The sequence below is a fragment of the Corallococcus sp. CA053C genome, assembly GCF_003611675.1.
Classification (GTDB): domain Bacteria; phylum Myxococcota; class Myxococcia; order Myxococcales; family Myxococcaceae; genus Corallococcus.
On sequence record NZ_RAWA01000015.1, the window covers coordinates 12,770 to 25,054 of the forward strand.

Annotated in this window: 10 protein-coding genes; 7 read left to right on the forward strand and 3 right to left on the reverse strand. The window is 69.9% G+C overall.

The window, feature by feature from the left end:
* Complete coding sequence (locus D7V97_RS03455; RefSeq protein ID WP_120609144.1) at positions 1–765, reverse strand: glucose 1-dehydrogenase; 765 nt, start codon at positions 763–765, stop codon at positions 1–3.
* A 44-nt stretch (positions 766–809) separates the two neighbouring features.
* Positions 810–1,796, reverse strand: a complete 987-nt coding sequence (locus D7V97_RS03460) for a zinc-dependent alcohol dehydrogenase family protein (protein WP_120609145.1) — start codon at positions 1,794–1,796, stop codon at positions 810–812.
* 268 nt (positions 1,797–2,064) lie between these two features.
* Between D7V97_RS03460 and D7V97_RS03465 the strand changes: the two genes are divergently transcribed.
* Positions 2,065–3,135, forward strand: coding sequence for a lysylphosphatidylglycerol synthase domain-containing protein (locus D7V97_RS03465; protein WP_233582492.1), 1,071 nt, complete (start codon positions 2,065–2,067; stop codon positions 3,133–3,135).
* Here D7V97_RS03465 and D7V97_RS03470 read toward each other — a convergent pair.
* Positions 3,053–5,287: a molybdopterin-dependent oxidoreductase gene (locus D7V97_RS03470; RefSeq protein WP_120609146.1), complete on the reverse strand. Its 2,235-nt coding sequence runs from the start codon at positions 5,285–5,287 to the stop codon at positions 3,053–3,055. The two genes, D7V97_RS03465 and D7V97_RS03470, sit on opposite strands and share 83 nt — an antisense overlap.
* Before the next feature lie 259 nt (positions 5,288–5,546).
* Here D7V97_RS03470 and D7V97_RS03475 point away from each other — a divergent pair, with 259 nt between their 5' ends.
* The 6 genes from D7V97_RS03475 (at position 5,547) to D7V97_RS03500 (ending at position 12,277) form a co-directional block, all read left to right on the forward strand.
* The gene (locus D7V97_RS03475) at positions 5,547–6,242 is read left to right on the forward strand and encodes a dienelactone hydrolase family protein (RefSeq protein ID WP_120609147.1); all 696 of its coding nucleotides are present in this window, start codon (positions 5,547–5,549) and stop codon (positions 6,240–6,242) included.
* A 183-nt stretch (positions 6,243–6,425) separates the two neighbouring features.
* Positions 6,426–9,827: an ATP-binding protein gene (locus D7V97_RS03480; RefSeq protein WP_158623258.1), complete on the forward strand. Its 3,402-nt coding sequence runs from the start codon at positions 6,426–6,428 to the stop codon at positions 9,825–9,827.
* Positions 9,824–10,180 (forward strand): response regulator, encoded by a 357-nt coding sequence (locus tag D7V97_RS03485; protein ID WP_120609149.1) that lies wholly within the window; start codon positions 9,824–9,826, stop codon positions 10,178–10,180. Before D7V97_RS03480 ends, D7V97_RS03485 begins: the two co-directional genes overlap by 4 nt.
* A 2-nt stretch (positions 10,181–10,182) precedes the next feature.
* On the forward strand, positions 10,183–10,605 hold the full coding sequence (locus D7V97_RS03490) for a hypothetical protein (protein ID WP_120609150.1): 423 nt from the start codon (positions 10,183–10,185) through the stop codon (positions 10,603–10,605).
* A gap of 195 nt (positions 10,606–10,800) precedes the next feature.
* Positions 10,801–11,352: a chalcone isomerase family protein gene (locus tag D7V97_RS03495; RefSeq protein ID WP_120609151.1), complete on the forward strand. Its 552-nt coding sequence runs from the start codon at positions 10,801–10,803 to the stop codon at positions 11,350–11,352.
* A 112-nt stretch (positions 11,353–11,464) separates the two neighbouring features.
* The gene (locus D7V97_RS03500) at positions 11,465–12,277 is read left to right on the forward strand and encodes an OmpA family protein (RefSeq protein WP_120609152.1); all 813 of its coding nucleotides are present in this window, start codon (positions 11,465–11,467) and stop codon (positions 12,275–12,277) included.
* The last annotated feature ends 8 nt before the right edge of the window (positions 12,278–12,285 follow it).

Here is a 12,285-nt window from a genome sequence, read left to right on the forward strand (position 1 = left end):
CTACTGCGCGGTGGCGCCGCCGTCGAGGATCATCTCCGCGCCGGTCATCAGCTTGGACTCGTCCGACGCGAGGTAGACCACCGCGTTGGCCACGTCGTCCGGCTCGCCGAAGTGGCCCATGGGGATGCCCTTGAGCATGCGCGCGCGCGTCTTCTCCGCCTGGCCGCCGGCCTGGGACAGCGCCTCCACCATGGCGGTCTCCACGTAGCCCGGGTGCACGGAGTTGCAGCGGATGCCGTAGCCCTTGGCCGCGCAGTGCAGCGCCACGGACTTGGACAGCAGGCGCACGCCGCCCTTGCTGGAGCTGTACGCGGGGAACTGGCCCACGCCGACGATGCCGGCGATGGAGGAAATGTTGATGATGGAGCCCTTCGCGCCGGACTTCTTCATGGCGCGGATGCCGTGCTTGCAGCCCAGGAAGACGCCGTCCAGGTTGACCGCGTGCACGAGCCGCCACTCGTCCAGGCTCATCTCCTCCACATCCTTCACGATGCCCATGCCCGCGTTGTTCACGAGCACGTCCAGGCGCCCGAACTTCTCCAGGGTGCGCGCCATCGCGTTCTCCCACTGGGCCTCCTGGGTGACGTCCAGCGTGACGAACAGCCCGGCGTCTCCCAGCTCCTGTGCCACCGCGCGTCCTTCAGCCTCGCGCCGGTCGGTCACCACCACCTTCGCGCCCTCGCGCGCGAGCATCCGCGCGGACGCGGCGCCCAGTCCGCCCGCGCCGCCGGTCACCAGTGCCACCTTGCCTTCGACTCGCTTCATGGTCGTTGCTCCTTGAACCGTGGGGATGTGGGCCGTCGGGTGCGTCAGGCCGCGGGGTTGGGGGTGAGGATGATCTTCCCGTTGCGGCCCGGCTCCTGGGCGCGCGCGACGGCGTCGTGGATGCGCTCCAATGGGAAGGTGCCGTCCACGGGCGCCTGGAGCGTGCCCACGGACATCAGCTCCGCGAGCCTCGCGAAGGTGGCGTTCTGCTCCTCGCGCGGGGCATGGCGCATCCAGCGCATCAGCCAGAAGCCGCGCAGGGTGACGTCCTTGAAGATGGACGCCGCGGCGGACAGCTTGGGGCCCTTGCCGCTCATCGCGCCGTAGTTCACGAGCACGCCGCCGGTGGCCAGACAGTCCCCCAGCCGCCGTGATGAATCTCCACCCACCGCGTCGATGCCCAGCCGCACCTTCGCGCCGCCCGTCGCTTCGCGCACCTGCTTGGGCAGTTCGTCGGTGTCCAGCAGCACCACGTCCGCGCCCTGGGACTTGAGCTCGTCCGCCAATTCCTGGCGGCGCACCACGTTGATTGTCTTCAGGCCCATCACCTGCGCCAGTGTGATGAGGTAGCGGCCCACGGCGGAGTTGGCCGCGTTCTGCACCACCCACTCCCCGGGCTGGAGCGTCACGAACTGACGCAGCATCAGGTACGCGGTGGGCGGGTTGACCATCAGCATGCTCGCCTGGAGCAGGTCCAGGCCCGGCGGCACGGGCAGCAGCTGCGCGGCGGGTGCGACGAGGTGGGTGCGCCAGGTGCCCGCGCCCAGCGGCAGGAACACGAGGTCGCCCGGGGCCACGGCGTCGGAGCCGGAGACTTCCACCACGCGGCCCACGCCCTCGTTGCCCGGGGTGGCGGGCAGCTTGGGCAGCACGCCGTACTCACCGGAGAGGGTGAGCAGGTCGGAGGGGTTGATGGGCGTCGCGAGCACCGCGAGGCGCGCCTCGCCGGGCTGGAGCGGCGCGGGGGATTCCTCCGCCACCTGGACGACATCCGAGGGCGGACCGAAGGCCGAGAAGCGCACTGCTTTCATTGCGTGCTCCCAACGTGAAGGCTTGCCTGAAGGCGGCGCCACCCTAACCGCCTTCGGTCCTGCTGCCGAGCGTGCAAAACAGCCCCACGGGCGGTGCGCGCCTGATCCTCCCCGGCCCCGGCGCCGGTCACGTCTGTCCACACGCGAACGCGAGCACGAGGAGGCTGGCGACCGTCGACAGTCGGCCCTCGCCAGGACGGTGGGGGCTGCACAGTTTGAGGAATAGACCCCTCGGGTGGGGCGCGTGGGATGGGCGAGGAGGGCGGGTGTGAGCAACGTGCACCACGAGGCGGCCCTGGCCGGGCCAATGGCCGTCGTAGCCGGAGGGCAGGCAACCGAACCGGGTGTCTGGAGGCGCAGGCTGCTGATGGTGTTCAAGCCCGTCTTCGCCCTGGGGGGCCTGGGGATGCTGACGGCGATGGTGCACAAGGCGGGCGCCGGTGAGCTGAAGACCACGCTCCTGGCCGCGCTGCCGCTGTTGCCCTGGGTGGTGCTCCTCGAGATGGGACGGCAGACCTGCGACGCGACGGCGACGCGGCTGTCCTATGGCGCACGCGCGGGGCAGGTGCCGCTGGCGGTGCTGGTGCGGGCGCAGCTCATCGGCACGGCGGTGTCGAGCATGGCGCCCGCGGGCCGCACCGCCGCGGAGGCGACGAAGGCGACGCTGCTCACGCCCTACACGGGAGCCGCGTCGGCGACGGCGGCGGCGGCCACGTCCCAGGCGGCATCGCTCGGGGCCGGAGGGCTCATCTCCTTTCCGTGCGCGGTGGCGTCCTATCTCATGACGGGCTGGTCCGCGTTCACGGTGGGGATGGTCGTGCACGGCTTCGTGCTGCTGCTGGCGTCGCTGGGCATGCGGGCGGGGCTGCGCGCGAAGCGGCTGGGCGCGTGGATGCAACGCCGGTGCGGAAAGTGGGGCGCGCACGCGGAGGTGTTCCAGGCGTCGGTGTGCGCCGGAGGGCTGTGTCCCTGGCGGCCGATGCTGGCGTTCCTGGTCAGCCGCGTGTTGCAGGTGATGCAGTACGCGGTGCTCGCGCACGCGGTGGGCATCAACGCGACGGTGGTGCAGGCCCTGTTCACGCAAGGCCTCTACCTGGTGGCGCTGGCGATGGGGTCGCTGGTGCCGGGACAGGTGGGCGTGACGGACGGGATGTTCTCGCTGGCCGCGGGGGCGATGGGGACCTCCGCCGCGAAGGCGATGTCCATCGCGCTGCTCGCCCACGCGGTGCAGGCGGTGTTCGTGCTCGCCGGGGCGCTCACGCCGCTGGTGTGGCGGGTCCAGAAGGTGACGGTGGCGCAGGTGGTGCCGCCGGCCGTACCCGTACCGGTGTGCCGCTGAAGGCGGCGTTGCCGCTGACGGCGTCCAGGGCCTGGTCGTCGGTGAGGTCGTTGATGCTGGCGCCCGCGTGCGCGCCGGCCACCTGGAGGCGGATGCCCGCGCGCTGATGGCCGTAGCCGTGGGGCAGGCTGACGACGCCGGGCATCACGTCGTCGGTGATGGCCACGGGCACGGTGACCTCGCCCACGCGCGAGCGGACGCTGGCGTCGCTCCCGTCGGTGAGCCCCAGGCGGGAGGCGTCCTCCGGGTGCATCAGGAGGGTGCAGCGGGGGCGGCCCTTCACGAGCCCCGGCACGTTGTGCATCCACGAGTTGTTGTCGCGAAGGTGTCGCCGACCGATGAGCAGCAGCTCCCCGTCGCGAGGCGCCGCGTCGTCGGGGAACGCCGCGCGCAGTCGGGCGACATCCGCGACGAGCAGCTCCGGCGCCAGCTGGATGCGCTTGGAGCGACCGCGGAGGCGGCCGGGGAGGCTGGGCTTCAGCGGGCCCAGGTCGATGCCGTGGGGCGCGGCGCGAAGCTTCGCGAGCGACAGGCCGTCCTTCTTGAGCGGGTGGAAGCGAGAGCCATAGGGCCCCATGCGCAGGCCCACGTCGAGCAGGCGCTCCGGCCCCAGGCGCTTGAGGGCCTGGTACTGGAGGGTGGCGCGGGCGCTCCGGCCATCGCGAAGCGTCTCCAGGCGGTGCTGGAGCTCCAGCAGGATTTCCCAGTCCTGGCGCGACTCCGGGCCGGCGGTGAACACGGGCGGTGAGTACTTGGCCGTGTTGCGCACGGCGAGCACGTGGAAGACGAGGTCGTAGTGCCCGCGCTCCAGCACGGAGGCGGGGGGCAGGATGTAGTGGGCGTGCCGGGTGGTCTCGTTGAGGTACGGATCCACGCTCACCATCAAATCCAGCTGGCCCAGGGCGGTGTCGAGCTGTGTGCCATTGGGCGTGGAAAGCACGGGGTTGCCGGCCACGGTGAGGAGGGCGCGGATGCGGCCGTCGCCCGGAGTGAGGATCTCCTCGGCGAGCGTGGCCACGGGAAGCTCGCCGGAGAACTCAGGCAGGCCGCGCACGCGGCTCTTCCAGCGGCCATGGCTGCCGGGGCTGACGCCCAGCGCGCGGGGGCCGCCGATGACGTCGAACGCGGGCTGGGTGAAGAGGGCGCCGCCTTCGCGGTCCAGGTTGCCGGTGACGATGTTGAGGACGTTGATGAGCCATTGGCAGAGGGAGCCAAAGGGCTGCGTGGACACGCCGACGCGGCCGTAGCAGACGGCGCCCTCCGCGGCGAGGAAGTCCCGGGCGATGCCGCGCAGCACCTCCGGAGCGATGCCGGTGTGCGGCGCCGTGCGCTCCGGAGGGATGTCGCGGACGAGGGACACGACGGAGTCCAGGCCGTCCACGAACGCCGCGAGCCGGCCCATGCGCCGGACGTTGTCCGCGGTGTCTGCGAACACGACGTGCAGCAGGGAGAGGAGCGCGAGCGCGTCGGTGCCGGGGCGCACGAAGACGTGCTGGTTGGCGATGTTCGCGGTCTCGGTGCGGCGCGGGTCGATGACGACGACCTTGCCACCGCGCTCCTGGATGGAGCGCAGGCGGGCGCGGACATCCGGGGAGGTCATCAGGCTGCCATTGGACGCGAGCGGATTGGCGCCCAGGACGAGCATGTACCGGGTGCGGTCGATGTCCGGGATGGGGACGAGGAGCTGGTGGCCGAACATGAGGTGGGCCACGAGCTGATGGGGGAGCTGATCGACGGAGGTGGCGGAGAACCGGTTGCGCGAGCGCAGCGCGCGAAGGAGCCCGGGGCCAAACATCATCGCGCCCAGGTTGTGGACGTTGGGATTGCCCAGGTAGGCGCCCACGGAGTGGGGGCCATGTTCCTGCTGGAGCGCATGCAGGCGCCGGGTGATGTCGCTGAAGGCGTCCTCCCAGGACACGCGCTCCCAGCCGGAGGCGGTGCGCTTCATGGGGTGGCGCAAGCGGTCCGGGTCCTCATGGAGGTCGCGAAGGGCCACGGCCTTGGGGCAGATGTGGCCCCGGCTGAACGGATCCGCGTCGTCCCCCTTGATGGACGTGATGCGCCCGTCCGCCACTTCAATGCGAACGCCGCACATCGCTTCACAGAGGTTGCAGGTGCGGAAGTGGACCTGGGACGGGGCGGAAGCGCTCATGGGCAGAGAGCCTACGCCGGCTGCCCGGTTTCCTCCTGGTTTCAGGGGCAGCTGGACCGTTTCCTGCGCGACGAATCGATTCCGAGAAGCGCCGCCTGTCGGGTGAGGCTGGACCTTTCGCAGCGGACGGCTCCCCGTCCGGCGGCTTCCCGCCGGGAGGCGATGACCAGGTTCCAGGGAGATGAACCGTTTTGAAGACAGACGTCCTGTCGGGCGCCTGTCCTGGGATTGAGTGCGCACTGGAAAGGCAAGGCAGGCAATGAACCTTCGAGAGGAAGAGGTCCAGGTCCTGGTAGGGGAGGGCGTCGTCCTGGAAGGCACGCGGGTCGTGCCCGAGGGTGCGCAAGGCGTGGTGCTCTTCGCGCATGGCAGCGGTAGCAGCCGTCACAGTCCGAGGAATCGCTATGTCGCTGCGGTGCTGCAGCAGGCCGGTCTTGCGACCCTGCTCATCGATCTCCTCACGGCTGACGAGGAAGAGGCCGAGCGGTTCACGCGCCACCTGCGCTTCGACATCGGACTCCTAGCGGACCGGCTGACGGGCGCAACGCATTGGCTGCTCCGCGAGCCTCGGACGTCCTCCCTGGCCATCGGCTACTTCGGTTCGAGCACGGGCGCGGCCGCGGCGCTCGTTTCCGCGGCCCGCGAGCCAGAGCGCATTGCTGCTGTCGTCTCCAGAGGCGGGCGGCCGGACCTTGCGGGCGAGGCATTGCCGCGGGTACGGGCGCCGACCTTGCTCATCGTCGGTGGAGACGACGTGCCGGTCATCGGCATGAACCGGGCCGCGCTGCGACTGCTTCGGACGGAGAAGCAACTCGACATCATCCCGGGTGCGACCCACTTGTTCGAGGAGCAGGGCGCACTCGAGCAGGTGGCCGCGCTGGCGGGGCGGTGGTTCGTCCACCATCTCACCGGGCCTGGGCGGGCATGGCTCCAGGATGTCGGGCCACGCCCCTAGAAAAGCCTGCGCCAAGCTGCCTGGTTGCCCCCCTGGTTCCAGGGGCATCCGGACCGTTTCCTGGGTGACGAACCAGGCCTGCGAGGTGTGGCTTGATGCCTTGTTCACCTGGACCCCGGTACGTATATCTCCGCGATGGGCACGCTCCCCGGAAGGCTCGAATGGCTGGCGGGAGGAGGCGAGATGGCGACGCTCATCGCGTCGCTGGACTGGTCACACTCCCCTCTGGGACCCATCGAATCCTGGCCGCAGAGCCTGCGCACCACCGTCAGCCTCTGCCTTGCGTCCAACTTCCCCATCAACATCATCTGGGGTGACGGCCACAATCAGATCTACAACGCCGGCTACCGCGTGGTGTGCGGCGCCGTGCATCCCCGCGCGATGGGGGAGAGCTACCGCGTCACCTGGGCTTCCGCCTGGCCGGCCATCGGGGAACCGTTCGAGCGAGCGCTCGCGGGCGAGACGTCCTACCTCGAAAACCAGCGGATGTTCCTCGAGCGCAACGGCTACCCGGAGGAGACGTTCTTCACCTTCTCCCTGAGCCCCATCCGCGACGAGTCCGGGAAGGTGGTGGGCCTCTTCCACCCCGTGACGGAGACCACCGCCACGATGCTCTCCCAGCGGCGGACCCGGGCGCTGCGGGACATTGCCGACCGCGCCGGGCAGGCCCTCGTGTTCGACGAGGCCTGCACCCTGCTCCTCACGACGCTGGGCCAGTACAGCTTCGACCTGCCGTTCGCGCTGCTCTACGTGACGACCCCCGACGGCACCGAGGCGCGGCTGCGCGGGACGTGCGGGACCCCGGCGGGCGGGCCGCTCGCGCCCCTCGCCCTCCGACTCTCCACCGACGCGGAAGCCGGGACCTGGCCGCTCGCGCGCGCGGTGCGCAGCGGACGGATGGAACAGGTGACGGACCTGGCAGCCCGCTTCGGGCAGGTGTCCGCAGGCCCGTACCCGGAGCCCCTGGAGACGTCGTTCGTGATGCCGATCCGGGTGGCGGGCGTGGACGCGCCGCTCGGGTTCCTCGTCATCGGGGCGAGCCAGCGGCTTCCGCTCGATGATTCGTACCGGGCCTTCGTGGAGATGCTGGGCGGGGCGGCGAGCGCGGCGCTCGGCAACGCGCGTGCGTATGAAGCAGAGCGCCGCCGGGCCGAGGCGCTCTCGGAGATCGACCAGGCGAAGACGGCCTTCTTCAGCAACGTGAGCCACGAGTTCCGCACGCCGCTCACGCTGATGCTGGGGCCGGTGGAGGACCTGCTGGGGGGCCTGCGCGGGGACCTGTCGGAAACGGCCCGCGGCGAATTGCAGGTCGTGCACCGCAACGCCCTGCGGCTGCTCAAGCTGGTGAACGCGCTGCTCGACTTCTCCCGCATCGAGGCCGGCCGCGCCCAGGCCACGGTGGAGCCCACCGACCTGTCCGCGCTCACCCGCGACGTCGCGAGCGCGTTCCGCTCCGCCGTGGAGCGCGCCGGCATGCGGCTCGTGGTGGACGCGGAGCCGCTCGGGGAGCCGGTGCTCGTCGACCGCGAGATGTGGGAGAAGATCGTCCTCAACCTCGTGTCGAACGCGTTCAAGTTCACACACGCCGGGGAGATCCGCGTCACGCTGAAGCGGGAGGACGGCTTCGCCGTGCTGTCGGTGCGGGACACGGGCATCGGCATCCCGGAGGCGGAGCTCGACCGCGTGTTCGAGCGCTTCCACCGCGTGCAGGAGGCGAAGGGGCGCACCCACGAGGGCAGCGGCATCGGCCTGGCGCTCGTGCACGACCTCGCGAAGCTACATGGCGGTTCGGTGGAGGTGCGGAGCGTCGTCGACGAGGGCTCCACCTTCTTCGTCCGCGTCCCGCTCGGAAAGGCCTACTGGATGGAGGCGCCGGCTCCTGGAGCAGCGCCGCGCCTCGTGGCCAACCCGGTGCGCGTGGAAGCGTTCGTCGAGGAGGCGCTCCGCTGGCTGGTGGCGTCGCCCGCGCAGGGGGACTCCGGAACGGGAGCACCGTCCGCCACGCCCACGCCGGTGCTGCCCATGTCGGACGCGGAGCAGAGGGCGCGTCCACGAATCCTGCTCGCCGACGACAACGCCGACATGCGCGACTATGTCCGTCGGCTCCTCGAGCGGCGCTACCAGGTGACGGCTGTGCCGAACGGGGCGGAGGCGCTCCGCTCGGCGCGGGAGTCGCGGCCGGACCTGGTGCTGTCGGACGTGATGATGCCGGTGATGGACGGCATCGAACTCGTGCAGCAACTCCGCGCGGACGAATCGCTGCGCACGCTCCCGGTCATCCTGCTGTCCGCGCGCGCGGGCGAGGAGGCCACGGCGAGCGGGCTGGAGCTGGGCGCGGACGACTACCTGACGAAGCCGTTCGCGGCCCGGGAGCTGCTGGCCCGGGTGCAGGCGCAGCTCACCATGGCGGCCATGCGGATGCGGGCGGCGGAGCAGGAGGAGCACGCGGAGAACCTGGCGCAGCAGCAGCGGTGGCTGGAGGCGGTGCTCAACCGCCTGCCGACGCCCACGCTGCTCGTCGATCCGGACTCGCGCCAGTTCACCTTCGCGAACCACGCCGCGCATCAGCTCGCGGACGGCCAGTTCCCCTCCACCCTCGACGCCACGGAGCGCGGCCCGTCGTTCCGCCTCACCGATGACGCCGAGCGCCCGCTCGAACTGGACCGCGCGTTGGACACGCCGGTCCGCGACCTGGAGGCCGTGGGGCACTCGCCCACGGGGCGCCTCCACCTCGTGGTCGACTCCGACGTCGTGCCGGCAATCGGGCAGCAGCCGTCGCGGACGATCCTCACGCTCCGGGACATCTCGCGGCTCAAGCAGGTGGAGCGCGAGCTGAAGCTGCTGCTCGGCGCGCGCGACGAGTTCCTCTCCATCGCCTCGCACGAATTGAAGACCCCCATCACGTCGCTGCGGATGCAATTGCAGCTGGCGGAGCGGGGCGTGAAGCCCGAGGAGAACCGCGCCCCCAGTCCGGAGCGGCTGGCGAAGACGCTGCGCGTGTCGTTGATCCAGGTGGACCGGCTGACGAGCCTCGTCGACGACCTGCTCGACGTGGCGCGCATCCGGACGGGCACGCTCGACCTGTCCTTGCAGGAGGTGGACTTCGCGCAGCTCGCCTCCGACATGGTGGAGCGCTTCTCCGGGCAGCTCGCGCAGGCCGGCTGTCGGGTGGCGCTGGACCTTCCGCCCGTGCTCGTGGGCGTCTGGGATGCGCGCCGGTTGGAGCAGGTGCTGACGAACCTCGTCTCCAACGCGATGAAGTACGCGCCGGGCTCGGCGCTGGAGGTGCGGCTGACGGAGCAGGGGGACTTCGTCCGCCTGGAGGTGCGCGACGAGGGGCCCGGCGTTCCGGAGGCGCAGCGGGAGAGCATCTTCGACCGCTTTGATCGCGGCATCGCTTCGCGCAACGCCGGAGGGTTGGGCCTGGGGCTCTTCATCTCCAAGCAGATCGTCGTGGCCCACGGCGGAAGGATTTCGGTGGAGGAGGGGCCGGAGGGGGGCGCGAGCTTCGTGGTATTGCTGCCCCGCGACGCCTCGTATTCGCAGCCGCAACCCGAGGTCACCGCGCAGGAGAGCCGGGCATGAGCCGTTGCATCCTGGTCGTGGAAGACGACTTCTACATCCGTGAGTCCATCCGCGAGGTGCTCGAGGAGGAGGGCCACACGGTGGTGTGCGTGGAGCACGGGGCCCAGGCGCTCGCCATGCTGGAGACGATGAAGACCTGCCCCGACGTCATCCTCCTGGACCTGATGATGCCGGTGAAGGACGGCTTCCAGTTCCGCACCGAGCAGCGCGCCGACGCACGCTTCGCCCACATCCCGGTGGTGGTGATGAGCGCCGACCCGCAGCTCGACAGCCGCCGTGAGGTGCTTGCGGCCCGCTCCTACCTGCGCAAGCCGGTGGACATCGACCTGCTGATCGCCGCCGCGGCGGTGTAGGGATGACCGAGACGATGGGCTTCCTGGGCGTGTCGGTCCATGACGCTGAAGTGACCGGCGTGAGGATGGACCGGGAGAAGGAGTTCCTCCAATTGGAGCTGGTCCTCCACGCCCTGGAGACCGTCTGGGTGGAGTTCCACGGCGCCGAGGAGTGGTGGCTCTCGCCCCTCGGCACGCAGAACGTGCTGTTCGACATCCGTGAACATCGGGCGGGGATGGACGGAACGGCGAAGTATTGCGCCGACATGGAGGTCGCCTCCTACTGGACGGAGAAGGTCCTCGCGGGTGAGCTCACGATGTATGAGATCGATCCCTCCGTGGGATTGGGTGGCTTCGTGGTGGCGCGCACCGTGACGGTGAAGCGCACGGCTCGGGATGAAACGCCGGAAGGACCTGCTGGAGGAACCGGCCGTGTCGGGCAGTAGCGCCGCAGCGACCGGCCCTGATTCCGCCCCCGGCCACCCCCCAGCCGGGGAGTCATTTGAACCTCCAACAGCCTTGCCAGAGAACGCGGATTGCCGTCCAATGGTGCACAAACCAATGATCGCGCCCGGTAGCGGTTTCCAGGACAGTGCACACCGTTGCGATCACCGGCTCGGAAGAGGGTGAAGGGGAAGGCGATGACGGGGACGGCGTGGAAAAAGGGAGCGCGAGGGTTCGCGCTGGGGATGCTCCTGCTGGTGGGCGGGGTCGCCCAGGCGGGACAGGCGGGCGGGGTCAACATGCCGGATTCCCTCCAGGTGGAGGGACGCACACTCGCGCTCACCCACATGGAGCTGAAGAAGAAGCTCTTCTTCAATGTCTACGTGTGGAGCCTCTACATGGAGGAGGAGCCCACGTGCTTCCAGCAGGCCGTGTCGTCCAACAGCCTGAAACGACTGCACTTCCGGTTCCTGCGCACCATCAGCAAGGACCAGCTCGTGGGCAGCTTCCGCGAAGGCCTGCGCCAGAACCCGGCCATGCGCGAGGACGCCCTCAGCCAGTCCCTGGAGAAGCTCCTCTCGTCGCTCCATGACGTGCGCAAGGGGGACGACCTCGTCCTCACCTACCTGCCAGGCTCCGGCCTCCACGTCTCCGGCGGCGCCAGCGGCGGCGTCCACATCCCCGGCAAGCCCTTCGCGGATGCCCTCTTCAGCTCCTGGCTGGACACCCACCCCATCTTCCCCCGGTAGCACTCCCGGCTGGGAAGTTGGTCCTCAAACCAGAAGCGCGTTTCTCCTAGGATGATGGCGCGGGAGCGGTAGGCTCGGACCCGCCAACATCTTGTCAGGAGGAAGCGTACATATGCGGACACGTCTGGTTCTGGCGGCCCTGGTTGCCCTGTCCACGGGTTGCGTCTCGCAGGGCAAGTTCAACGAGAAGGCCCTGGAGGCGGAAGGGCTGACGAAGAACCTCACGGACGAGAAGGCGGCCCGCGCGGCCGCCGAGGCGAAGATCAAGGCGCTGGAGGAGCAGCAGGCCGCGCTCAACCAGGAGAAGGCCGCGCTGGAGACGCGCCTCAACGCGTCCGAGAGCCGCCTCACCGGCGCCGCGGCCGAGCGCCGCGCCCTGGAGGAGAAGAACGCGCAGCTGACCGCGCTCAACGACGAGCTGGCGCGCAACTCCAAGAAGCTCGCGCAGGCGAAGGAGGAGCTGGAGAAGAAGAGCGCCGAGTACGAGAGCCTGGCCCAGAGCCTCAAGCAGGAGATCTCCGACGGCAAGATTGAGCTGTCGGAGATGAAGGGCCGGATGACCGTGCAGCTGAAGGACAAGATCCTCTTCGCGTCCGGCTCCGCGCGCGTGGGCAAGGAAGGCCAGGAGGCGCTCGTGAAGATCGCCGACGCGCTCAAGACGGTGCGCGGCCGCATCATCCGCGTGGAGGGGCACACGGACGACGTGCCCACGGGGGGCGGACAGTTCCCCAGCAACTGGGAGCTGAGCCTGGCGCGCGCGATGGCGGTGGTGCACTCGCTGCAGGATTCGGGCGTGGATCCGACGTCGCTGTCGGCGGCGGGTTACGGGCAGTATCAGCCCATCGTCGCGAACGACACGCCGGAGCACAAGAGCCAGAACCGGCGCATTGAAATCGTGCTCGCGCCGGGACTCGGAGGGCGCTAGGAGGTTGC